The sequence below is a fragment of the Variovorax saccharolyticus genome, from assembly GCF_030316765.1.
Taxonomy (GTDB): domain Bacteria; phylum Pseudomonadota; class Gammaproteobacteria; order Burkholderiales; family Burkholderiaceae_C; genus Variovorax; species Variovorax saccharolyticus.
This window is the reverse complement of the sequence record NZ_JASZYT010000017.1, coordinates 70,220-94,099: the sequence shown is the minus strand read 5'-3', so window position 1 is coordinate 94,099 and position 23,880 is coordinate 70,220. Positions and strand designations below refer to the sequence as shown.

General features: G+C 64.2%; 17 protein-coding genes and 4 pseudogenes. 6 read left to right on the top strand and 15 right to left on the bottom strand.

What is annotated here, in order from left to right:
• Window positions 1–10: 10 nt before the first annotated feature.
• The 3 genes and pseudogenes from QTI45_RS33375 to kce all read right to left on the bottom strand — a co-directional run.
• Window positions 11–1,066 carry a beta-keto acid cleavage family enzyme gene (locus QTI45_RS33375; RefSeq protein WP_286657392.1) on the bottom strand — a complete coding sequence of 352 codons (1,056 nt, stop codon included), beginning with the start codon at window positions 1,064–1,066 and terminating at the stop codon, window positions 11–13.
• Between the two features lie 43 nt (window positions 1,067–1,109).
• Complete coding sequence (locus tag QTI45_RS33370) at window positions 1,110–1,511, bottom strand: carboxymuconolactone decarboxylase family protein (protein WP_286372548.1); 402 nt, start codon at window positions 1,509–1,511, stop codon at window positions 1,110–1,112.
• A 746-nt stretch (window positions 1,512–2,257) separates the two neighbouring features.
• Window positions 2,258–3,138: pseudogene (gene kce, locus QTI45_RS33365) on the bottom strand (3,5-dioxohexanoate:acetyl-CoA acetone transferase); the annotation flags it as partial.
• Window positions 3,139–3,337: 199 nt separating this feature from the next.
• On the opposite strand from kce, the gene QTI45_RS33360 reads away from it, so the two are divergent.
• The gene (locus tag QTI45_RS33360) at window positions 3,338–4,336 is read left to right on the top strand and encodes an AraC family transcriptional regulator (protein WP_286657391.1); all 999 of its coding nucleotides are present in this window, start codon (window positions 3,338–3,340) and stop codon (window positions 4,334–4,336) included.
• Between the two features lie 438 nt (window positions 4,337–4,774).
• Here the strand turns inward: QTI45_RS33360 and QTI45_RS33355 are convergent, their stop codons facing one another.
• Complete coding sequence (locus QTI45_RS33355) at window positions 4,775–5,356, bottom strand: phospholipase D-like domain-containing protein (protein WP_286657390.1); 582 nt, start codon at window positions 5,354–5,356, stop codon at window positions 4,775–4,777.
• A gap of 404 nt (window positions 5,357–5,760) precedes the next feature.
• Here QTI45_RS33355 and QTI45_RS33350 point away from each other — a divergent pair, with 404 nt between their 5' ends.
• Window positions 5,761–6,021 carry a hypothetical protein gene (locus tag QTI45_RS33350; protein ID WP_286372426.1) on the top strand — a complete coding sequence of 87 codons (261 nt, stop codon included), beginning with the start codon at window positions 5,761–5,763 and terminating at the stop codon, window positions 6,019–6,021.
• Window positions 6,015–6,287 (top strand): hypothetical protein, encoded by a 273-nt coding sequence (locus QTI45_RS33345; protein WP_286657389.1) that lies wholly within the window; start codon window positions 6,015–6,017, stop codon window positions 6,285–6,287. The genes QTI45_RS33350 and QTI45_RS33345 overlap by 7 nt, the downstream gene beginning before the upstream one ends.
• 43 nt (window positions 6,288–6,330) lie before the next feature.
• On the opposite strand, the gene QTI45_RS33340 is transcribed toward QTI45_RS33345, so the two are convergent.
• From QTI45_RS33340 to acs, 3 genes are read right to left on the bottom strand one after another with little or no spacing between them, the layout of a single operon-like run.
• Window positions 6,331–8,052, bottom strand: a complete 1,722-nt coding sequence (locus tag QTI45_RS33340) for a cation acetate symporter (RefSeq protein WP_444813337.1) — start codon at window positions 8,050–8,052, stop codon at window positions 6,331–6,333.
• Entirely contained in the window at window positions 8,049–8,357 is a 309-nt protein-coding gene (locus QTI45_RS33335) for a DUF485 domain-containing protein (protein ID WP_286372423.1), read from the bottom strand. Before QTI45_RS33335 ends, QTI45_RS33340 begins: the two co-directional genes overlap by 4 nt.
• A 3-nt stretch (window positions 8,358–8,360) precedes the next feature.
• The gene (gene acs / locus QTI45_RS33330) at window positions 8,361–10,283 is read right to left on the bottom strand and encodes an acetate--CoA ligase (protein ID WP_286657399.1); all 1,923 of its coding nucleotides are present in this window, start codon (window positions 10,281–10,283) and stop codon (window positions 8,361–8,363) included.
• A gap of 565 nt (window positions 10,284–10,848) precedes the next feature.
• Between acs and QTI45_RS33325 the strand changes: the two are divergent.
• Window positions 10,849–12,301 (top strand): annotated as a pseudogene (locus QTI45_RS33325) (IS1182 family transposase).
• A 241-nt stretch (window positions 12,302–12,542) separates the two neighbouring features.
• On the opposite strand, the gene QTI45_RS33320 reads toward QTI45_RS33325, so the two are convergent.
• Window positions 12,543–14,054 carry a DUF1254 domain-containing protein gene (locus QTI45_RS33320; RefSeq protein WP_286657388.1) on the bottom strand — a complete coding sequence of 504 codons (1,512 nt, stop codon included), beginning with the start codon at window positions 14,052–14,054 and terminating at the stop codon, window positions 12,543–12,545.
• A 539-nt stretch (window positions 14,055–14,593) separates the two neighbouring features.
• Here QTI45_RS33320 and QTI45_RS33315 point away from each other — a divergent pair.
• The gene (locus QTI45_RS33315) at window positions 14,594–14,773 is read left to right on the top strand and encodes a hypothetical protein (protein ID WP_286372421.1); all 180 of its coding nucleotides are present in this window, start codon (window positions 14,594–14,596) and stop codon (window positions 14,771–14,773) included.
• Between the two features lie 493 nt (window positions 14,774–15,266).
• Here QTI45_RS33315 and QTI45_RS33310 read toward each other — a convergent pair whose 3' ends face one another.
• From QTI45_RS33310 to QTI45_RS33285, 6 genes and pseudogenes are all read right to left on the bottom strand, one after another.
• The gene (locus QTI45_RS33310; RefSeq protein ID WP_286657387.1) at window positions 15,267–16,631 is read right to left on the bottom strand and encodes a DUF1254 domain-containing protein; all 1,365 of its coding nucleotides are present in this window, start codon (window positions 16,629–16,631) and stop codon (window positions 15,267–15,269) included.
• A 456-nt stretch (window positions 16,632–17,087) separates the two neighbouring features.
• A pseudogene (locus QTI45_RS33305) lies at window positions 17,088–17,377 on the bottom strand (VOC family protein).
• A 48-nt stretch (window positions 17,378–17,425) separates the two neighbouring features.
• Window positions 17,426–17,905 (bottom strand): hypothetical protein, encoded by a 480-nt coding sequence (locus QTI45_RS33300; RefSeq protein ID WP_286657386.1) that lies wholly within the window; start codon window positions 17,903–17,905, stop codon window positions 17,426–17,428.
• Window positions 17,906–18,247: 342 nt separating this feature from the next.
• Window positions 18,248–18,505: an SWIB/MDM2 domain-containing protein gene (locus QTI45_RS33295; RefSeq protein ID WP_183022832.1), complete on the bottom strand. Its 258-nt coding sequence runs from the start codon at window positions 18,503–18,505 to the stop codon at window positions 18,248–18,250.
• 372 nt (window positions 18,506–18,877) lie between these two features.
• Window positions 18,878–19,774 carry a hypothetical protein gene (locus tag QTI45_RS33290; RefSeq protein ID WP_286372419.1) on the bottom strand — a complete coding sequence of 299 codons (897 nt, stop codon included), beginning with the start codon at window positions 19,772–19,774 and terminating at the stop codon, window positions 18,878–18,880.
• 559 nt (window positions 19,775–20,333) lie between these two features.
• Window positions 20,334–21,355 (bottom strand): annotated as a pseudogene (locus QTI45_RS33285) (class I fructose-bisphosphate aldolase).
• A 296-nt stretch (window positions 21,356–21,651) separates the two neighbouring features.
• Between QTI45_RS33285 and QTI45_RS33280 the strand changes: the two are divergent.
• Window positions 21,652–22,029 carry a response regulator gene (locus QTI45_RS33280; RefSeq protein WP_286372417.1) on the top strand — a complete coding sequence of 126 codons (378 nt, stop codon included), beginning with the start codon at window positions 21,652–21,654 and terminating at the stop codon, window positions 22,027–22,029.
• Between the two features lie 390 nt (window positions 22,030–22,419).
• Here QTI45_RS33280 and QTI45_RS33275 read toward each other — a convergent pair whose 3' ends face one another.
• Window positions 22,420–23,310, bottom strand: a complete 891-nt coding sequence (locus QTI45_RS33275; protein WP_286657385.1) for an alpha/beta hydrolase family protein — start codon at window positions 23,308–23,310, stop codon at window positions 22,420–22,422.
• Window positions 23,311–23,880 lie beyond the last annotated feature (570 nt).

Here is a 23,880-nt window from a genome sequence, read left to right as displayed (position 1 = left end):
GGTTCCGCCCTCAAGCCATGGCACGCACGGGCACGCCGCGCTGGCCCGGCGCACGGTTGGGCGGCAGACCCAGGCGCGCCAGCGATTCGTCGGCGCCACCCCAGAACTCGCCGATGCCGAACGTGGCGCGCGCCTCCGCACCGCTGGACACTTCGCGGCCCAACTCGCGCGCCACGCGCACCATCATGTCGATCTGCTGCACGGAGGTCATGCGTTCGCCGCGAGGGCCGAAGAGCGTGTCCTCGATGCCCACGCGCACATGCATGCCGAGGGCGATCGCCATCGTGTTCATCGGATAGATGTGGCGGTTCAGGGTCTCCAGCGTGAGCACCGCGCCGTCGGGCGTGCGGCGCGCAAACTCCAGCATGTCGGCTGGGTGCAGGCCGGCCGATCCTCCGCCGATGGCCACGTAGTTGAGGATCAGCGGACCGCAGTAGACGCCGCGACGCACCAGGCGCAGGAGGCTTTCGAGGCCGGTCAGGTTGCCGAGCATGAAGTGCGGCTGGATACCGTTGGCCACCAGCCGGCGGATGTGCTCCTCGTGCCACGACGGATTGGACGGCACGATCATGTCGCGGTAGGCCGCCTGCAGTACCGGATTGGTCAGCGAAGTGCCCGCGACATCGGCCGCGGTCATCAGCTCCATCACGTTCATCTGCTGGGTGTTGATCGCCACCGTCACCTGGTCCGGCCGCGGGTCGAGCTCGGCCAGCATGTGGCGCGTGTCGTCGGTCATCCACTTGGCAGCCTGGCCCTCGGTCTCGGGCGCAAACGAGATCGAGCCGCCGACCTGCAGGATCATCTGCGGCACGGCCTCGCGCAGCCGCGCCAGCATCTCGTTGAACTTGGACAAGCGCTTGCTGCCCTTGCCGTCCTCCTCGCGCACATGCACGTGCAGCACCGTAGCGCCGGCGTTCCAGCAATCGACCGCCTTCTGGACCTGCTCGTCCATCGTGACGGCGATGTCGTCGGAATCGCCTGGGACCCACTGGGGTCCGTAGGGCGCGACCTGAATCACCAGCTTCTGCTGGTTCTCGGGCAAGAGGGAATCGTCGAGGAAGTGCATGTTGGCTCCTTGGAGTTCAGGGGGTTTGGGTAGGGATTCAGGATCAGCCGCCGGACGCGCCTTGGCGTTCGGCGTGCGCGGCCAGTTCTTCCAGCAGGATCGGTGCGCCCAGGCTCATCGTGTGGATGCCAAGCACGCTCACGCACTGCAGCACCGCATTGATCTCTTCTTTCGTCGCGCCCAGGTCGAGCGCCTTGCGAATGTGGCGGCGCACGCCCGGCCCGTACATGTGCGTGCAAGAGGCGTCGACCGCAATGGAGAGGAACTCGACGGTCTTCGCGTCGAGCACGCCCGATGCGATCGGTGCTATAGCCATCGCCATGAACTTCTCGGCCCACTGTGGATCGAGCGTGGCGAAGGGCTCCCAATTGGGATTCCAGTTGCCGGCGCTGCGCATCTGATCGCACACCGGGGTGGCAGGCGTTGGCTGATCGGTCGAGTTCATCGCTGGGTCTCCTTGCGTCGTGGTATGGGAGCAAGTGTGCGAGCCGAGGGCGAATTCGAGTTGACGCACGGGGACTTGGATTTACCATTGGGGGACACCTGGGGTAAACCCGAACGCCCCGCTGGGGGACGCCAGTCCGTGCAACGGGGCGGGCCCACCGGAGTGAAGCCAATCACTTCGACTGCACGATGGGACGATCGAGGTGCTCGACGACCGCCCTAGTTCCAGGTGAACTCGCCCTGCGACAGCCTCTCTTGCCTTTGGCGGGGGCGGGGATAGCTGATTACCATCAGATCCTCACCCGGCATCGGCTTGACACCGTATCGATCAGCGAGCGACCCCCGACTTCCAAAACACCGCCTGAGATGTTCCGCCAAATCGTTCATCGACAGGTTGAGTCCGCATACCCATGCATGCATCGAGCACGCAAGCATGGATGACGGCAACGGCCCGTCACGGCTCCGGTCGCCGCGCTCCGAAGCTGCCGTCATGAATTTGAGCGGACGCGGCAATGCCGACAAACCTCCTTCACGACACCAAGACCGACCCTAGTGCCACGCCCGTGCTGTACCTGATGCTGGCTGGCAAGCTCGGGGCGGGCGGGCAGCTCGGTCGATCGCTGCTGGTGGTGCAAAGCAAGCTGGCCGAGGGTGACGGCAACGTGGATGGCGGGCGGTCAGTGCGCCCGCCCGTATGGCCAAGCCGAATTGCAAGAAGCCAGAAGGAACACCGGCATCACGACCAGGGGGCGTCGCGATCTCGAGACCCACTCCTTCCAAGATCTTGCGCACCTTGTGCACCTGCTGGGAATTCGAGCCGGCCAGCCTGCCGGGACCGATCCACAGGCCGTCCTCCAGCCCGACGCGCACGTGTCCCCCATCGACCCGGCGATGGCGGCGATGGCGGCGATGGCGGCGATGGCGGCGATCTTCATCTGATTTCGGCCGGTCCTGAGCGCGGACCATCGGTAGTCGTGGCCGAACAGGCGGTCCGCCGTACGCTTCATGTGCATGACGTCCTCCGGATGCGCTCCGATACCGCCCAGGATACCGGGCACGGTTTGAACGAAGAACGGCGGCTCGACAAGTCCGCGATCGATGAAAAGGGCCAAGTTGTAGAGGTGCGAGGTGTCGTAGCACTCGAACTCGTGTTGCGTGCCGCTGGCCGACAGCTCCCGCAGGGCGGTCTCGATATCGCGAAGGTGTTGCGCAAGTCGAGATCCTTGCTGCCTTTGAGGTACGGGCGTTCCCAGTCGTGCTTGAATTCCTCGACGTGCTCCAGCTTCGGGATCAAGTCGAAATTCATCGAACCCATGTTCATCGAGGACACTTCCGGCCGCAGTACGACGGCGGGGCGGATACGTTCCTGCACTGACATGCACGGGGAGCCACCCGTGGTCAGATTGATGACCGCGTCGCATTCACTCTTGATGCGATTCAGAAAGGGCGTGAAAGCCTCAGGCCGCTGGTCCGACTTGCCGGTTACCGGGTCACGCGCATGCAGGTGGATACGGCAGCGCCTGCCCGTGCCGCGGCGATCGAAGACTCGCGATTTCCTGCGGTGTGAGCGGCAAGTGTGGCGACACCGACGGCGTGTCAATCGCGCCGGTGATGGCGCTACTGATGATGGCGCCTTTTGGTGGTCCATGGGTTGTGCTTTCTCTGGCTGTCCGTGAGCCACCGCAGAAGACGCCGGACGCCGGCCGGGGCCGACGGCAACTGACACCGTGGCGGTGACCTTGAAGCCCATTGTTCCGGCCCCGCGGGCATACACGGATTGACCATCGGTGACTCTGATTTACCTTAAGGGGACAACCCACTCCGCCCATGTCGAACCTCGTTCGCAGCGCCAGCCTGACCAACTACGCCGAGCTCGCGCGTGCGACCGGGCTCGACCCGCTGGCCTTGCTCGCAGAGGTGGGCTTGAATCCGGCCTGCCTTCACGATCCCGACATGCGGATTCCGAGCGGCGCGGTGCGTGACCTGCTGGAGGCCTCGGCCGCTGGCAGTGGCGTCGAGAATTTCGGATTGCAGATGGCCGAGACACGGCAACTTTCGAACCTCGGCGTTGTGGGACTGGTGGCGCGCGAGGAACCGACGGTGCGACGTGTGGTGCGGGCAATGATGCGCCACAGCCGGCTCCTCAACGAATCGCTGTTCGCGAAGCTCGAAGAGTCCGACGGCATCGCGGTGATCCGGGAAGAGTTGCTCGTCGGACAGGGATCATCGCGGCAAGCCAACGAGCTGCTGGTCGGCGTCATGTTCCGCAACCTCAAGTTCTTCCTCGGCCCGGCCTGGAATCCGCAACGGGTTTGCTTCGCTCACCCTCCCCCGCGCGATCCAAGCCTGCACCATCGAATGTTCGGCCATGCCGTCGATTTCGGACAGGACTTCAACGGGCTCGTCTGCACCACGCGCGACATGGACGCACCGAACCCGATGGCCGACCCGGTGATGGCGCGCTATGCACGCCAGCTTCTCGAAGCCACAACCGGTGCGGAAGGCATCGGCACGGTCGACAGCGTGCGCCATATCCTTTTGATGCTATTGCCCTCGGGCCAGTGCTCCATCGACCTGGTGGCGCAGCAACTCGGTATCGACCGGCGCACCGTCCATCGGCGACTCCTGCGCGAGGGCACGACGTTCAGCGAGGTGATGAACATCACCCGCCGCGAGCTGGCCGAGCACTACATCGACAGCACACGGCCACTGACGCAGGTCGCCGACCTGCTGGGCTTCTCGGCGCTCAGCGCCTTCTCGCGCTGGTACAAGCAGCAGTTCGGTCAGGTCGCTGGCCAGCGACGCCGGGTCCGTCCCTTGCCATAGCGACCGGATTTCCCCTCGAGTGGCGCCGGCGCGCGGGCGGACCGGCGCGCGACTCCCGTGCCGTCCAGCCCTCCCACGCCACGCTACCAGGGAGCGTGTTGGTTGCGTCATCGGCTCGCGTTCAGACGGGCTATATCCGGCTCGCAGGCTGGCCCCCGCCCAGAGCCAGGGGATCAGTCGGGTTCACGTGGCGGGCCTCCCATTCTCCGATGCATGAACTGCGCCTCCTCGCCTGCCTGGCACTCGCCTGCGCAGTTCAGTCCGTGGCGGCGGGGCCTGTGAACAAATGCAAGGGCGTCGATGGCCGCGTCACGCTGACAGAGCGACCTTGCCGGCGATGGCGCGACGGAGCGGAATGAGCACCAACCCGCTCAGATCGAAGACATCTTCCGCGCGAGAGGACTGCGTTCATAGGCCTATCCGTTCGCTCGCCTGAACTCATCGACAGTCGCGGCATCTCACGAAGCACCGACGACCGAGGTCGACCAGTAACGTTGACCGTTGCCGGCCAAGCCCGCCGGACTCCGGACTCCGGACTCCGGACTCCGGGCTTCGGGCTTCGGGCTTCGGGCTTCGGGCTTCGGGCTTCGGGCTTCGGGCTTCGCGTCGCCGCGACGCTGCGACGATCTCCCATCCATCGTCGAGCGGCAGTGCCACAAGCGGGTGCGCCCGGACCGTCTCAGGCCTCCATGGGCCACCGGCGTCGAGCGACGGCGCAGAACCGAATGCCATCGGTGCCGGGCACTCTTGACGCGATCGAAGTTGCTCGAGCCGATCGCGCACCACACGCCGTCCACGGTCATCACCTTCTGGTGACGCAGGCAGGTACTCGAAGATGCGGACGCCGCCGACCAGCAGATCCTGAAAATTGTGGTGGGCGGCGTGCTGCACCATCGGCATGACCGAGGCCTGCGCCGACGGCACCATCACCTGCACGTCCACCCCGCGGCGTGCCGTCGCACACAGTGCTTCGATCGCCTCGTCGTCCGGCGGGAAATAGGGGTTCTGGATCAGAGACACTCACGCGCCATACAGATGGCCAGGTGATGCAGGATCTTCACTGCGGGCGGCGAGCACTCGGCCTTGACGCTGCCCACGTGAACGGCCACCTCGCCAGCGCACTTCAGCGGCGAAAAGTACCCTTCCCCAAGAAAAAGCTCGCCCCTGTTCTCGATCCAGTTCTCGGCGAAGACGGGATGCACGACATACAACCGCGATACCCTCGATGTGCTCGATCGTTCGGGACTCGAAGCCACGACCTGGTCCTGCCATGCCACGATGGACAGAGCTATGCGCGGCTGCTTTGATCACGATGCGGGCATCCTGCGGCGATCCTGCTGTCTGTGCGCTATCGAACCGACAAGCGTACGGAGCTCGGTGTAGAAGGGAACGTCGGGCTCAGAGCCCTGGATGAGAAGGACACCTTGGATTACAAACGCGGCTCAAAGCGCCTCTCCTATCACGCTTGGGAGATTCGCAGCCACCTCACAAGCGCTTCCATCGATGGCACGGTGGCGGCCGGCGCGATGCTGCACTTCGACGAGACATGCGAATGCCACATCATTCCGTCCAAGAAGTTTCCCAGCGGCGGCGAGGCGATCCAGGCGCTCGAAATCAAGGCCTCGCTCTGCATCGACGAGAGCGAAAGCCATCCCGGAACTTCCACCAGGACCCGCCAATGTTGAACTCTCCCTTCTTTCATGAGGCCTCGGGTGCAGTCCGCTTCTGGGTCCCGATCGATGGCGCGATGGTCGGCGCAAGCATCCGCAAGGAAACCCTGCACTACTGCTATCGGTCGACCGCAATCGACGACGAGCCGCTGGAGACCTACCAGCTGCACGCGCGGGAAATCGATGCGGCGGTGCGCCGGCGGGTTTCGGGTGGGTCCATCGAACCCGTGATGGTGCGCGACCACGACCTCCACGATGCAGCAGGAAAAGGGATCGAATAGGCCCATGAGGCGGCACCTCACGGCCACGAGTTCGAATGGCGATTCAGTGTCCGGAGGCTCCTTCAGCGCCGATGCCTGTCTCCGAGCGCACCTGCTGCGCGAGGAACCCCGCCCGATCCTTGGCCGCGCGGGGGCTCTTGTCCAGAATGGAAAACAACCATATCCCGACGAAACCGATGGTCATTGAGAACATCGCGGGCGACTGGTAGGGGAACAGCGCGGAACCCTTCGGATTGCCCAGTGTCGCCTCCCACACGGCCGGCGACACGACGGTTAGCGCCACCGACGACACGAGCCCAAGGAAACCACCGATGACAGCGCCGCGGGTGGTGCAGTCTTTCCACAGCACCGACATCAGCAGCACGGGGAAATTCGCAGAGGCGGCGATGGCAAAGGCGAGGCTCACCATGAACGCGATGTTCTGCTTCTCGAACACGATCCCCAAGACGACTGCGACGATGCCCAGCGCGACGGTAGTGATGCGCGACACCTTCAGCTCGGCCACGCTGTCGGCCTTGCCCTTCTTGAATACGGTGGCGTACAGGTCGTGCGACACCGCGGATGCGCCGGACAAGGTCAGCCCCGCCACCACGGCCAAGATGGTCGCGAAGGCCACCGCCGAGATGAAGCCGAGGAACACGTTGCCCCCCACCGCTTTCGCCAGGTGGACCGCGGCCATGTTGCCGCCGCCGAGCAGTCCCCCCTGGGCGTCGAGGAACTGCGGGTCGGTGAGCACGAAGGTGATGGCGCCGAAGCCGATGATGAAGGTCAGCACGTAGAAGTAGCCGATCCAGGTGGTGGCCCACAGGACGGACTTGCGAGCCTCCTTGGCGTTGGGCACCGTGAAGAATCGCATCAGGATGTGCGGCAAGCCGGCGGTGCCGAACATCAGCGCCATGCCAAAGCTGATCGCCGAGATCGGGTCCTTGATGAAGCCTCCCGGCCCCATGATCGAGAAGCCCTCGGCGGCAGCGGCCTCGGGTGGCTTGCCCGCGGCGGTCGCGATGGCGGTCTTCACCTCGACGGCCTTCGCGAACATCGCCTCGGGGCTGAAGCCGAAATTCCACAGCACCATGAAGGCCATGAAGGACGCGCCCGCAAGCAGCAGGCAGGCCTTGATGATCTGCACCCACGTGGTCGCGGTCATGCCGCCGAAGAGCACATACACCATCATGAGTGCGCCGACGATGACCACGGCGATCCAGTACTCCAGGCCGAAGAGCAGTTTGATGAGTTGGCCGGCGCCCACCATCTGTGCGATGAGGTAGAAGGCGACGACCACCAGCGTGCCGGACGCAGCGAAGACACGCACCGGCGTCTGCTCGAAGCGGAAGGCCGCGACATCGGCAAAGGTGAACTTGCCGAGGTTGCGCAGCCGTTCAGCCAGCAGGAAGGTCACCACCGGCCAGCCGACCAGAAAGCCGATCGAGTAGATCAGGCCGTCGAAGCCGCCGACCATCACTGCCGCGGAAATTCCCAGGAAGGAGGCGGCGGACATGTAGTCGCCTGCGATTGCCATGCCGTTCTGGAAGCCCGTGATGCCGCCGCCGGCGGTGTAGAAGTCGGCCGCGCTCTTGGTCTTGGCCGCGGCCCACTTGGTGATGAAGAGAGTAGCGACGACAAAGGCGGCGAACATCCCGATCGCCGTCCAGTTGGTGGGTTGTTTGTCCAGTTGACCGAGATCGGCGCCTGCGGCTTGCGCGGCACAAGCTGCCACCACCAGGAGCGTCAGGCTCATTGCCTTCGCAGCGAGGTGGCGGCTCATTTCAGGGCCGCCTTTGCGATCTCGTCGGTCAGCCGGTCGTATTCACCGTTGGCGCGATGGACGTAGATGCCTGTGATGACGACGGTGAACACGATGACGGCCAGCCCGAGCGGCATGCCGATTGTCGTGACGCCGCTGCCCAGCCGGGTTGCCAGGAAGGGCTTGTCGAAAGCCACCAGCAGGATGAAGCCGTAGTACACGACCATCATCGCCGCGGCCAGCCACCAGCCGAAGCCCGAGCGCTTGGATTTCAGCGCCTGGTAGTTCGGGTCGCGCAGGATCCTCGACGTCAGATCGTTTTCCATGGGTCAGTTCCTTTCCATGAGCTGGTCGAGGACGGCCGGGTTCTCCAGCGTCGAGATGTCCTGCGTGATCGCCTCGTCCTTGGCGATCGAGCGCAGCAGGCGGCGCATGATCTTTCCGCTGCGCGTCTTGGGAAGGTTGTCACCAAAGCGGATGTCCTTCGGCTTGGCGATGGGTCCGATCTCCTTCGCCACCCAGTGGCGCAACTCGGCCGCAATTCTCCTGGCGTCGTCGCCGGTCGGCCGCGGACCCTTGAGCACGACAAAGGCGCAGATCGTCTCGCCCGTGGTCTCATCGGGACGCCCCACGACGGCGGCCTCGGCCACCAGTGCCGTGCACGACACCAATGCCGATTCGATCTCCATCGTCCCCATGCGGTGGCCCGACACGTTGAGCACGTCGTCGATGCGGCCGGTGATGGTGAAGTAGCCAGTCTCGACGTCACGGATAGCGCCGTCACCGGCCAGGTAGTAGCCTTGAAGTTCCGGCGGAAAGTAGCTGAGCTTGAAACGCTCCGGATCACCCCAGATGTTGCGGATCATGCCGGGCCAGGGGCGTTTCACCACGAGGAGCCCGCCCTGGCCATTCGGGACGTCATTGCCGGTCTCGTCGACGACCGCTGCTGCGATGCCCGGGAAGGGTAGCGTGCACGAACCGGGCACGAGCGGTGTGGCCCCGGGCAACGGTGTGATCATGTGGCCGCCGGTCTCGGTCTGCCAGAAGGTGTCGACGATCGGGCAGCGACCGCCGCCGACGTGCTCGTGGTACCACTCCCAGGCCGCCGGATTGATCGGTTCTCCGACCGAACCGAGGATGCGCAAGCTTGCCAGGTCGTACCTCCCGGGATGTATTGCCTGGTTGGCCTCGGTCGCCTTGATCAGTGAGCGGATGGCGGTGGGCGCGGTATAGAACACGCTGACCTTATGGTCCTGGATCATCTGCCAGAAGCGCCCCGCATCCGGGTACGTCGGCACGCCTTCGAACACCACCTGCGTCGCGCCGATCGACAACGGGCCATAGGTGATATAGGTGTGGCCGGTGACCCAGCCGATGTCTGCGGTGCACCAGAAGACGTCCTCGTCCTTCAGATCGAAAGTCCAGCTCGTGCTCACAGCGGCGTGCACCAGGTAGCCCCCGGTCGAGTGTTGAACGCCCTTGGGCTTGCCCGTCGATCCCGAGGTATAGAGAAGGAACAGGGGGTGTTCGGCACCCACCCATTCGGGTTCGCAGGTATCGTCCTGGGTTTCGGTCTCCTCGTGCATCCAGCGGTCGCGCAAGGCGTCCCAGGCGATCTGGCCGCCCGTGCGCCGGTAGACGATGACGTCCTTCACCGAATCGCAGCCGCCGAGCGCTATCGCTTCATCGACGATGGCCTTGAGCGGGAGCTGCTTGCCGCCACGCAATTGTTCGTCGGCCGTGATCACCACCACCGCGCCCGCCCCCGCGATGCGATCGCGAAGGCTCTGCGCCGAGAAGCCGCCGAATACGACCGAATGCGTGGCACCGATTCGGGCACAGGCCTGCATCGCCACGACGCCTTCGACGCTCATCGACATGTAGATGACGACGCGATCCCCCTTCTTCACGCCGCGGGTCTTCAGCGCGTTCGCGAGACGGCAGGTGCGAGCGAGCAGGTCGCTGTAGGTGACGCGGTTGACCTGGCCGTCATCGGCTTCGAAGACGATGGCCGCCTTGTCGCCCAGACCGCGCTCGACATGGCGGTCCAAGCAGTTGTAGGAGGCATTCAGCGTTCCATCTTCGAACCATTTGAAGAACGGCGCGCTGCCGACGTCGAGCGTCTTGGCGAAAGGGGTTCTCCAGCTGACGAATTCGCGAGCCAGGCGCCCCCAGTAGGCGCCAAGATCGGCGTCGGCCTCGGCCACCAGGGACCGATAGGCTGGCATGCCGGACACGTGCGCGTCCTTCATGACGGCCCCCGGTACCGGGTAGGTGATTTTGTGGGCGCTCACTGCAACTCCTTGCTCGGCACGGATCGGTTTCATCAGCCAGTTGCTGAAGCACCGGATGCCAACGGCTCTACCCTGCGCGCAGCCTGTTCCCGAGTCTGTGCGGTAGCACACCAACGGCCAAATGTGCTCGGCCCAAGAGAGTCATGGCGTGCGCACGGGAACGCAGGCGTCGCCTGTGAGCTTCGGCTCTCACCCGTACCCGCGCTGTATGAGGCCTTGGATGCTGGCTCGGCTTTCAAGAGCGTGGGCATCCGCGTTGCGGACCCAGGGATCGTGTAGGTGTTCACAGTTGTTGGCCGCGAGGATCCAACAAGATCAAGGACTTGCGCACCAACTACGACCGTCGTCCTGTCGAGCAGGTTCAGAGTTGCTGCGCCGGTCCCGCTCTGTGCGCAAGCTTGTCGACCTACGCGAACGTTTGGTTTACGCGCGACTTGTACAGCTGGTAAGGGTGGAGTGTGTGTGGAAACGCCATTGATGGTCGCCTATATTGAGCCAACCCGTCTGCACGAGGTGGTGGCCCATGACGCGATTCATCGAAGGCGATGACCGTCACCAGGTCACTCTGCTGCCAGAGTGCCTTGACGACTACGTCGGCGAAGACACCCCGTGCGCGTCGTCGATGCTTTCGTCGAAGAATTGGATCTCTGTTCACTGGGTTTCGAAGGCATCGAACCCGCAGCCACTGGGCGCCCCTCATATCACCCGTCGGTCCTGCTGAAGCTCTACATCTACGGCTACTTGAACCGCATTCAGTCCAGTCGTCGCCTGGAGCGCGAGGCGCAGCGCAACGTCGAACTGATGTGGCTCACCGGCCGGGTGGCGCCGGACTTCAAGACCATTGCCGACTTCCGCCACGACAATGGTCAGGGCATTCGCAACGTCTGCCGCCGCTTCGTCATCCTGTGCCGGGAGCTCAGGCTGTTCACGCACGCCGTCGTGGCCATCGACGGCAGCAAGTTCAAGGCGGTCAACAGCCGCGACCGCAACTTCACCCCAGGCAAGGTCGACGGTCGTCAGAAGCAGATCGAGCAGAGCATCCAGCGCTACCTCAACGCACTGGAGACAGCCGACCGCACGCAGCCCCCTGAAGTGGAAGCCAAGACCGAGCGGCTGCAGGAAAAGATCAAGAAGCTGCGCGAGCAGATGAAGAAACTCGACGAGACCAAGCACGAGTTGAAGAAGGAGCCTGATGGGATGGGCAGCGATCGCTCACCGATCCCGATGCGCGCTCGATGCTTCAGTCAGGCAAGAGCACGGGCATCGTGGGCTACAACGTCCAAACGGCCGTCGATGCGAGGCACCACCTGATCGTGGTGCACGAGGTCACCAACGTTGGTCACGACCGCGCGCAACTCAGCAAGATGGCAAAGGCTGCGCGTGAGGCGATGGGCAAGACCAACCTACAAGCCCTTGCCGACCGCGGGTACTTCAACGGCACGGACTCAAGGCCTGCGAGGACGCGGGCATCAAGGCCTACGTGCCGAAGCCGATGACCTCGAATGCCAAGGCCGAGGGGCGCTTCGACAAAAGCGACTTCATCTACATCGCAAAGGCTGACGAGTATCAGTGTCCGGCCGGCGAGCGAGCGATCTACAGGTTCAGCACGTTAGAGAGGAATGGGCTCAGGGCGCGTCTCTACTGGACCAGCGCTTGCCCCAGATGTCCGATGAAGGACCAATGCACGCCCGGCGTCTACCGACGCATCCGTCGAGGGGAGTATGAGGAGGTCCTCGAGCGTGTCCAGCAACGCATGGATCGCAAGCCTGTTGCCATGACGCTTCGAAGATGCACCGTTGAGCACGTGTTCGGAACCTTCAAACACTGGATGGGTTGGACGCACTTCCTGACGAGGAAACTGGAGCACGTGAGTACCGAGATGTGCCTTCACGTGCTGGCTTACAAGCCTGGAGAGGGTCATCGCAATCATGGGTATAGCCAGAACGATGAAGGCGATGAGCTTGATGGAGGCGTGAGCCTCTCTAGGTCTTCCAACGATCAATTCGACCGACCCCGGGCGCAATCGCTACGCGCCGCGTACTGGATAAGCCACTCTTGGCCACCCCGTCGCGCTCGCGGTCATGTCTTGCACACTGCAAGCCAACGGTTTGCGCACGGCCTCGGCCCACTGCCGTCCGTGGAGCGCGCACATCGAAGGTCCGCGATGCTGCCCTCAGCGGACCTGTGGGCAAAGGCAAGATGGACCGGCGATGGTGCTTAATTGGATGCCACGATCCCCGGCGGCTTCCAAGTTCCTTCACCAGCCGGCAGGATCGACGGCGGTGTGTCCTTCGGCCAGTAGAGCCGCATCGCCAGGTAGATCGGGCCATCCGGCGCAGGCAGCCAGTTCGCTTCGAGCGCCTTGCCCGGCGAGTCCTTCTGGATGTAGAGCGTAAGCGAGCCGTCGCGGTTCTTCTTCATGGCCGAGACCATCGGCGAGTTGATCAGGTAGCGGTTGATCGGGTTCTTGATCAGCAACTGGGTCTTGCCGTCGTACATGGTCACCGACCAGAACGCATTCACGGGCGGCGTCTGGCCGGCCGGGAAGGTCAGTGTGTAGTCGTGCTTGCTGCCATCGAGCGGTTGGCCCTTCTCGTCCACGCGCGTCAGCGGATAGGCCGCTTCGATCGCGTCGTTGCCGTAAATGCCGCCCTTGGCCGCACCAGCGCGCATCAGCCAGTTCCCTTTGTAAAAGTTGCGATCGCCGAAGAAAGAGCCGATGTTCCAGCCATTGACGTTCTTGATGCCAGTCGCCAGCCATTTGTCAACCTTCTCGTCACCGGCTTTCATGCCGAGCAGCACGGCCCCCTTGTGTTCGAGCGCGAGGTCCTTGAACTCGAAGGTCTTGCCGGGGCCGATGCCGATGCGGGCGATCCGGGCGCGGACGTCGCGGTCTTCGGCCGAAGGCGGGACGAATTGGAGGGCCGCGTCGAGGTACTCGTAGAAATTGTCCTTGATACCTGCCGTGGTCGCCGGTACGAACTTGATGGACGGCGCTGCGGGCGGCGCTGTGCGATCCAGGAAGGCCGACAGCGGTTGCACCTTGTAGCCGGACTGCACCTTCACCACGTTCGACATGTCCTTGGGATTGAAGAGCTGGGTCCGGTAGACGGCTGCCGCGAATGGTGTGGTCGAGGTGAAGACCTTGCGCACGCCGGGCGGCGTCTCCCCCTTCCAGTCGGGCCCGACGACCATGTAGCTGCCTGGGCCGTTGCCGGTCGCGCGGCTACCGATATAGCCAAAGTTGTAGGTGTTGCCGTCATTGAGCATCACCGAGTAGTAGCGCCGCTTCTCGACAGCCGGAACGGAAAGGACGATCGGCTCCGTGCGCAGATCCATCCAGAGGATGGAGTAGGGCGTGTCGCTATTGGGCGTGATCACGGCCGTGTCCTGGTAGGTGTAGACGCGCGGCTCGTTCTTGATCTGGTTGAACGCCGCCTTGAACTGCGGACCGCCCTTGTCAATCGCATATTCGTTCATCACGGCGTAGTTCATCACGATCGGCAGGCCATAGATGAAGGCTTCCTCTGCAATCGCTTTGGTCTCCGCAAGGCTCGGCACCGGGACGCCTGCGGCCTTGTCCGCCCTGGCGGCCTGCGAGATCGGATCGCTCTTGCTGGCGCAGCCGACGAGTGCGGTCAAGGCGAGCGCGAGCGCAGCGCATATCGTAATTGTTGGCGAATGCACGGAAATAGACTCCTCGATTGATTTCGACGCAGCGTAGGTCATCTGCGGCTCTGCGCACCTTCCTCAGAGGGAAGGGCACGAGGAGAGGCTAAAGCGTTATAGAGGCCGCCACCATTGGACTAAAGGTGGGGGTAGGCTGGCTCGGCGATACGGGATAACCCCAAGACACGCCCCGAGAGCGCGGCGCCCTCCCGTTCGCAGCGGTCACCGCTGGCCCAATGAATGTCGGCTGGCGGTAGAGAAGCGGCAGCTCAGATTGGCCGTGCAGAGGTCGGCTCTTGGGCGGTACTGCCTGTTCGCCAAACTCGCTTGAAGCGCTCGTTGGCCAACCGGGTGATCACGCCGAAGGTTTGCTATCAGGGACGGCCGCGAATTGGTGCTGGCGGCCAATCTCTGTCGTTCGCCGGAAGGCTTCGACCTGCAGCAAAACAGTATGGAGTAGCCGTAAATGCGGCGCAAAGAACCGCCATCCGCAGCTTGCCGGCGGCGTGCCGATGGGCCTGGGATCAGCATAAGCAATTCTTAAGACTTTTTTCGTAACCTCTCGTGATGGTGGCGCTAATCCGCCAAGAGGAGCCGAGATGGACCGCATCAAAGACGCTGCATGGCTAGTTGTCGGTTGCGGGGTGTTCTTCGCCATAGGCAAGTCGCTCGTTGACGACCTGCATGACACCTTTGGCCCAAGCCATCCTTCCATGGCAGCGCCTCAGCCGAGCCATCAGGATCTCACTGTTGTTGATTTGTCGACGCTCGAGCGCTGAGGGCGGGGACTGCATCCACGGCAGTGGTCGTCTTGGCCGTGGGTCTGCCGGCGATCCCGCCGCAGCGTTGCCGCGCGGCCGGCAGGACTCACTGCGTCCGGCCAAGCGGACGCTAGTGTGCCCGATGCCCGAACTGCCGGAGGGCACGCGCAACCAGGCACGTCCACCCGGCCATCGGCCGTCGATCTGAAGCCTCGCATCTCGACCGGTTGAATCCGCAAGCTCTCACCCGTCATTCGCCCGATCAAGGCGGATTGAAGAAGGAGCCTGATGGGGGGCGCAAACGCTACGCGCCGCGCACTGGATATGCCGCTCTTGGCTACCCCGTCGCGTTCGCGGTCATGTCTTGCACACTGCAAGTCAACGGTTTGCACACGGTCTCGCCCACTGCCGACGCTCGCCTCATTTCGTCTTGCGTCTGCTTCACGCCAGGAAGCTGACGCCGGCAGGCTCTATCGTGAAACGCTGCGACTGCTGCCCGCTACGATTTCGCTCACTGCATCCGCACCATCGGCGGCGCTTTCCATGTGCCATTAAGAGCGGACTCCTTCGGCCAGTAGAGGCGCATGTACGCATTGAACGAGCCCTTTGGCGCAGGGAGCCAGTTGCTTTCCAACTCGGCCCCTGGCGACTCGTTCTGGACGAGCAACGTCACGCCCCCATCGGCATCGCGCTTGAGCTGCGGGAGCATCGGCGAGTTGATGAGGTAGCGGTTGATCGGGTTCGCCACCAAGAGACTTGCCGGCAGTTCGTACATCGTGAGCGACCAAAAGGCGTTCACCGGTGGCAAGTTGCCGGGTGGCAGTCGCAGCTTGTACTTGTGCGAGCCATCGAGCTTCTGGCCGGTGGAATCGACCGCATAGATGGGATACATGGCCTCCTGCTTGGAGTTGCCGTAGATGCCGATCGTGGCGAGCCAGCGATAGAGGTAGTTGTTCTTCAGCGACTGGCGCGTGCCGAACACATCGCCCGAAGTCAGTTTGCCGGAATCGAAGAGCTTGATCCCTCCGGCGAAGTCAGCGAATGCGTCGGCGCGGCCCTGCTCGAAGGCGGCCTTGACCTCCGGCGAGAGGGCGTTCACATCGAGGGTCTTGCCTGGACCCACACCGATCTTTTCGAGGCGCGCCCTGAGCGCCTTTTCCGAAGGTACGGTCGGCGCGAACTGCAGCACGAAGCTCATCAGGTTGAAGAATTCCAACGAGGTCTTCTGACCTTCTGCGCTGAGGGGCTTCGGGAAATCGATGGCGGGCGCCGCTTTCGGCGCAGGGGTGTTCGTGAATGCCGAAAGCGGCTGGACCTTGTAGCCGGCCTGGATCTTCTTGACGTTGGCGATGTCGTCGGGCTTGAAGAGTTGCGTCCTGTAGACCGCCAACACAAGCTCGGTCTCGGAGCGAATGACCTTCTTCACACCCTTGGGCACCGTGCCTTTCCAGTGCGGTCCGGCGATCAGGTAGCTGCCGCCGCCGTTGCCGGTGGTGCGGCTGCCGAGGTAGGCGAAATTGAATGTGTAGGCATCGATGAACTGCACGCTGAAATAGCGGCCCTTCTCGATCGGGGGTAGCGTGAGCACGATCGGCTCGGTGCGCAGGTCAAGGCCGAGCCAGGAATAGGGAGTGTCGGAGTTCGGCGTCTGCACGGCCGTATCGGCTGGTGTGAAAACGCGCGGGATGTTGGCGATCTCGTTCCAGGGCGCCTTGAACTCCTTGGCCGAGCGATCGACGAAGTAGTCGTGCTCGATTCGGTAGCTGTCGACCAACGGATAGCCGTAGATGTACGCCTCCTTCGCGATCGCGCGAACCTCGGCCGGGGTTGCAGTCACCTGCGCAGACGCCGGGGCGAGTGCGAGCGCAGTGGCCACGAACGAGAGGCAGGTGATGGACTTCAGACTGAGCGCTTCTTTCATTGCAAGATGCTCCTTTGGCGTTGCGTCTTGAGCGCTTGCTGCGCCAGGAAGGAGGTAGAGTCCAGAAATGTGAAGCTGGCCGCCACCGGAACGGACGCAACGAAACGCCGAATCTGAGTCACTGCGCGTACCCCTCTTTCGTTTGAGGCCGAGGATATGTCAAAGACTCGTACGCGCACTTGCCCTAAAGGGCAACAGGCAATGCACACAGGGGCAGGCATAGTGCGGCGACTTGGCCATGCAAACTTTCAGCTCGGCAGGCAGCATCGGCTCCGGTGAAGTAGGTCATTCAAGCTCTCCTTCGTAGTGGGCTTACGAGTCTAGGAAGAGAACCCTGCGGGTCGATCACCCCGCCCGATCACCGATGCTCGTGGCCGATTCTCGTCAAAGAGGCTTGCCTCTGGACGCCGCTCATATGTGCGCGAGGACGTTGACCAGCTTTCCGAATGGGTCGCGAACAAAGAATCGGCGGTCGCCCCAGGGCGTCAGCGGGTCCGTAATCGATAGAGAAGCCAGCGGCGCGCATGCGCTCGTGCGCAGCATCCACATCGTCCACTTCAATCGATAGGTCCGGCACCGGTGAGCGAGCCACCTTCCGCGGCGAAGCTCACCTGTTCGGACGCCTCGAAATTGGCGACTATCCGCTTGACCTGCAACTTGCTTCCTTTCGCGGTTGTGGACGGTGCTGCAGCGCTCGAAATGGACGGCGAGCCCCAATGACCGGTGTGGCCGAATGGCGCCGCTGGCGGCTAACCTTTGCGCATACCCGCCGGGACCAAGGCAGCACACTTTCTGGCGAACTCTCGCCGCATGGCCTCTGGTGGAACTGGGAACAATTGCTCTTGTTCATCAAAGCGGGCCTTCACTGGCAAGCCTCGTGCGATGGATTCGAGCACGCTATCGGCTATGGCGAACTCGATCTCGAAGGACGTGCGGTCGCCTATCAGGCGCAGGTCTGGGCGTTTGGTCCGCTCGACCTCACCGAAGGAGACGGTGAGTGCCGATTGTGGCCATCGCTGCGCGGCGGCAAATCCCTTGACGTGAAACCTCATGTCCCCGATTTGATGGCAAGTCATTACGAAGCGTGTATCACCGGATGCAAAGTAGCTCAGAGCCGGTCGGTCAGCGGTCATGCCCGCTGTGGACCACTCACCCTGCTGGGAAAACGCCTGCGTTCCGAACATGCTCAAGCCCGTCAGCACTGCATATGCTGTCATCCGAAAGCTCATTCATATCTCCAACTTGCGGTTAGATGCTCAGACGGCGCCACGGCGACGCACGAGCGTTCGGCGCATCCTGCCACAGCAACTATGTGGAGCATCAAGGTGTGTTCGTCCTTTGCTGCAGCTGAATCCTCATTGTGGAAGCGGCCGCTTTCCACTGCGGCGCTCAAGCTCGGGTCATGGCCGCTGACGGCTGTTGACGCATCCTGCCACCAGCAGCAACCACGACTGCGGCCGGACTACCCATTGCTGCGGTTGAAGCCTCATCGAAATTGTGGAGGCGGCGGCGGGGCAGTCAAGGTCGGCTCCTGGCCCGCCGGAGCCGAGCTGCGTGCGTGCGGGCGCTCTTCAGGACAGGTGCTTCCCAACAAGCCCCGGCATTTCGAACATCGTCACCTCGGGCTTGCCCATCACCGCTTGAAGCTTGGCATCGCAAAGGATGTTGCGCTTGTTCGCTGGGTTTTGGAGGTTGTTCAGCTTGATGTAGTCCCACAGCAGCTTGGTGACCTCGGTTCGAGGTTGGGGCGCGGAGCCAATGACGGCTGCGAGCTCGACGCTGGGTGTCAGGGGGCGCGTGAACGCCGTTTGCTTCTTGGCAGTGGTCATGTTTGTCTCGGTAAAGCGGTCAATTCTACGAACGCACCCCTAAAGGTTCGCTGGGCGCGGGCTCCGAACGACGGTTGCGGGTCATGTCCGTCGGTCAGTTCTTGGCCGGAAGCGACCCGGCCAGGGTATGCCACACCTGCAGGCTAGGGGCAGCTCACACCCATCTGTGGGCGCAGCCCGATCAACAACTTTGCCCCCGTTCAAAAACTGTGATTCCCAACACATTGGCGAGGACGAAGACGCCGACCCCGTGGGTTGATGACCTGGGCCGAGCCACGGCCCGGAAGCCACTCCGACTCTATCGTCCCGCGACGGCGCCGCCCGCTGCACCGCCGACCGGCTGCACCGCATGCCCGAGGGCCGCCGACGCCGTCACATCGTTTCTGCGATGCCCTGGCCCGGGGGCAGGTGGACGAGCGTGATCGGCACCCAGCAAACCTGCTGCGTCTCCGTCCGCTCGATCAGCCCGAGGCCCTCCAGCTCCTGCACGATCTGCGGCAGCCGGTCCGCCAGTTGCTGCGAGAGGATCACGCCCTTCTTCGTGACACGTGGCAAGGTACGCAGCGCGATCTCCGGGACCGAGACCTTGCGGCCTGCGCCCGTGGCGCCGTAGAGTCGCGCCAGCACATGCGCGTGTGCCCCTGTGAGCACAGCGCCCGCCGGTCCCAACAGCGACGCGAGCGCCGCCGCGAATGCGCCGATGCCGTCCGCCGACAAGCGCTCAGCGGTACGCACCTGATCCAGCAGCGCGCCGACCAGGCCCCAGCCGGGCAGTCGCTGCTGCTGCGGCTGGTCGTTGCCCACGGCCTCCAGTGTCGCCCGTCGGACCGCGGCCGCCAGGTCCCCCTTGAGGTACTCCGACACGCCCAGCAGTGTCGGCCAGGCGTGAATCAGGTTGCAGAAGCCGATGATCTCGCCTTGTGTCTGTCGGCCGGTCGCGAGGGCTTCGAGCATCGCACGAAAAACAAGCCGCTCGTCCGTCGTGGAGACCCATTGCCGCTCCGCAGGCAACATGCTTTCGGGCAAGGGCGCCAGGTCGTCCAGTACGCCTCGCCGCAACGCCCACAAGGTGCGTCTCCCACTGGAGGGCAGGAGCGCATCGGGCTGAAGGGAATTCAGGATCGCCACCTGGCTCTCCGGGCTGAGCTGAGCCATCCCGACATTCAACGCAGACTGGGAGGACGCGACCAGACCGATGTACTGCGACACCGTCAAGCGGCGCTCGCCACGCACGAACGCGCCTTCTTCCGTGTGCGCTTCAGGGGGCATCCCGCAGATCCTCAATGTTCAACGCTCTCATAGTCTCCACGACGCTGCGACCGTGACCTCGCTGCTTGGCGACGCGCGCGATCGCAGAGTTTGCGGCGACTTCGACCCGGCGTCGAGGAGGGGGCTGCGCTGAACCGGCTCGCGGGGCGCGGGCGCGGACGCATCCGCTCCGATGCCGAGATTCGTCGGCCGGGATGCCTGGCCACGCTCGTCCGATAGAGTTTGCCCCCGCCCCGTCGCCACGGAAGTACCTTCGACCCGGCCCGAGGAAATGACAGACGCGAGATCGCCGTCAGAAGCTCCCCAAGTCCGCGCCGCTGAGGGCGACGGCTGCGATTGCGCTGCCCAGCGACTACCGGTGCGCGCGCTCGGCGGCACGATCAGGCCGCACTGAATCGCACGTGAGTCCTTCGCGCCGGAGTATCGGATCTGCATTCGGATGGCGCCTTTCACCGCTTCGGTCACAGCCACAGGCGGGGCAGCCAAGCGGAGCAGACCGGTCCCGCCGATGGCGCGAGGAGCGTGGCGCCCGGGAGTTCATCCTCCCTGCTCAAGCCGCCTAGGGGGAGTTCTCCATCGCCGTGTCGTAGCAGCCCAGGCTTGCCAGCGCGTTCAGTCGGGCTCGCTTGAGCAACGCCGCCTGCGCCGCCTGGACCTGGTCGGGCTGCCCTCGCCATGTCTGCAGCACCGGATCTTGAAGCGCTCGTCCATAGGAAAAGCTCAGTCGCCACGGTTGCAGCGCCAGGCGATTGAGCGCATCGAGGTTGACCGTCGCTTCGACGGGTGACTGACCTCCGGAGAGGAAGACGATGCCCGGCACCGCCGCGGGCACCGTCCGGCGCAGCACGCGCAGGGTCTCGGCGGCCACGTCCCCTGGTCCCGCTTGCCGCACATGCGCCTTGCCCGGCACGACCATGCTGGGCTTGAGCAGCATGTGCTCGAGCGCAACGCGATGGCGATGCAAGGCGCGAAACACCTCGAGGAGCACCTCCTGCGTGACCGTGGCACAGCGCGCCTGGCTGTGGTCGCCGTCGATCAGGACCTCCGGCTCGACGATCGGCACCACGCCTTCGGTCTGGCAGATCGCTGCGTAGCGGGCGAGCGATTCCGCATTGGCCTCGATCGCCGCCCGGCTGGGCAAGCTGTCGGAGACGTTGTAGACCGCACGCCATTTCGCGAATCGCGCGCCCAGCTTCACGTAAGCCTGAAGGCGCGCAGGGAGACCGTCGAGCCCCTGGGTGATCTCGTCACCCGGTGCGAGCGCCAGCGGGCCCTTGCCGGTATCGACCTTGATGCCCGGCACGATGCCCTGCCGCGCGGCCAGTGCCGGCAATGGTTCGCCGTCCTCCTTGCACTGCCCGAGCGTCTCCTCGTACAGGATGACGCCACTGACGAACTCGCCCAGCCCAGGTGTCGACAACAGCAGGCTGCGGTACGCACGCCGGTTCTCGGGCGTCGATCCACGCCGATCGCCGTGAAGCGCTTAGCGATCGTCGGGCCGCTCTCGTCGGCGGCAAGGATGCCCTTCCCCGGGCGAACAAGGGCCTCGATGATGGACGAGAGGTCGTGAGACTGCGTCATGGTGGCTCCTTTGCTGCGACACCGAAGTTTCCCGCCTGGAGCCAGGGCGGCGCAAGCCCGATGACAGACAGGTCTCGGGGTCCCGCGCCGAGCGGCCGTCAGGTGGCCCATCCAGACAACGAAGAGGGCCTGAAGGCCGTGGACGAAGGCCCGCTTGCCGGCCCGGCGTTCCGGCCAGCTGGACGCGAATGAATCTCAACGCCATCGATACCCTCCTACGCCGAACCTGCCTGGGCGCTCACTCGCAGGCATCCCGTTCGCACTAGGCTGCGGTCCAACAAGAACCAGGAGCTCGCATGCCTATCGCCGTGTTCCTCGTCGAGGACAACCAGAAGATCCGGGAGAACCTGATTCCTGCCCTCGCCGATCTGGGCTCGGCCAGTGTCATGGCCACCGCCGAATCGGAGGACGAAGCCATCGGCTGGCTGGCCGCGCACAAGGGGCAATGGGATCTCGCCGTGGTCGATTTCTTTCTGAAGCAAGGCACCGGGCTCGGTGTTGTTCAGTGGTGTAACGGACGCGAAGCCAACCAGTCCGTAGTCGTGCTGACCAACTACCCGACGCAAGCGACACGCATCGCCTGCAAGGAGGCCGGCGCGGACCGCGTGTTCGACAAGTCCACCGAACTCGAGGAATTCTTCGAGTACTGCCTCAGCCGGCATCGCAAGGACTGAATCGGATCCCGACCCGCCCGGGGCGCGGTTCCGCGGCGTCCAGGCCTCTGGCACGCAGGGCGGCGGCGCGCATCACGCGGCCTCCCGCGGCCTGTCCGAGTGGATGCCCGGTCGGTGCCACCTGCCGTGGGATCAGGCGCCGCACGCAAGGAGCCGCTCGCGGCCATCGCACCCAGCCGCCGCTCCCGGGGAGAACACCGGGCCCAGCCCGAGGACATCGACGCGCGGGCCGCTGCCCGGCAGTGAAGCGGACTTGCAGGCGATGTCCGGCCCCGGCACTGCCCGAGGCCTGGGCACGGCTTTCGCCGGGCCCGCCGACGACCGCGCTTCTTCATCAATTGGTCACGTAGCCGCGGCGGCGGGCGTCCAAGGGCGAGGCGCAGGCAGCGCTCAGCCGAGGGCGCAGCGGCCCGTCTCGATCCTCTCTCGCTGGATCTCCGATACCCAGTCGCGGACGGCCTCCAGGAAGAAGGCCTGGCCCGCGATCTCGGTGAAGGAATGGTCCAGGTTGGGCATGAACTCGTAGCGCAGTTGTTCCAGCACGGCGCTGCCCCGCAGGCCGTGAAGCTGGTCCATGTTGCGGTCGCGGCTCTGGAGCGTTGCCGAATAGACCAGGTAGAGCGACACGCCGCGCGCCACCAGGGACTCCATGTCGCGCCTGAAATCATCGGGTGTCATGACCTCGGCAAGCACCCCGGCGCCCAGCAGGTCACCCTCCTGCGGACGATCGGTGCCAAGCAGGCGGTCTGTCCAGTGCCGGACTTGGGCCACCGGGAACCTCAGGAAGCGCCGCAGCCGGCGCTCGAGCTTGGCGCGGCGGCTCGTGAAGCTGTGGCCGTCGAAGGCGAGCAGGCCCACGATGCGCGGGTCGCGCAGCGCGGCCTGGAAGCCGTGGACTGCACCCGAGCAAAGGCCGATGACGATCACCTCTCGGATCCCGAGCCGGCTCCCGATCTGGTCGATCGCGAGACGCAGATCATCGAGGGCCTGCTCCTCGAAACTGTGCGAGGCACCGGATGCCTTGCTGTCGCCGATCCCCGAAAGGTCGAAGCGCAGGCTCGGGATCCCACGCTGCGCCAGCAGTCGCGCCAGCTTGACCTGAATACGGCGCGGCCCGACGCGGTGGGTGACGCCGAAGTTGTACATGAGACAGGCCAACCGCGGCGGAGGCCCCCCCTCCGGACGGGTCATCACGCCCAGCAGTTGGCGTTGAGGTCCGAAGAGAACGGGTTCGTCTTGAAAGCTTGACATCGAATGAGCGCCAGAGCCCCAGTGTTGCATGTGTTGCCTAGGCGCACCGCCGGTGCGGCCCCATCCCCGACGAAATCGAAAGGTCGAATCTCGGCCCTCACTCGACTTCCGCCGCGCAGACGACAGCCGCACCGTGGACGCCGATTTTCCAGATCGTCGGCACCTGGAACGACGAAACCACCGAACGGCGCCCAGGCGACAAAAGCCGGGAACTCAACGCTGCGCGCGCAAACTGCCGAACAGGGTCCGATCGACGATTTTCGAGGGGTTCCGGAACCGACAGGTCGAACAACAAGGCTTGATCGGTCCACGGCCAGCCGCTTCGGAATCGTCCTCGCGGGGGGACATCCCTCCACGCCATCGTTGCATCACGCTGGAGAGTTGCCGTCATCGCGAACCTGCGTTGCCCCACGGTCCCTGCTGTGCGGCAACACGCGGCATGCGGATGCCGCACTAGGCGATGACAACAGCGATGATCGCGCTCGCGTTGCTGAAGATCGCAAGGGCGCGGTCGGCAAGTCTCGAAAGTGCCCTGTGCAGCCCTGAAGAGCCGCCCCGCCGCCTACCGCTCGGCGGGCCATTGGACGACCCTGCCGTGTG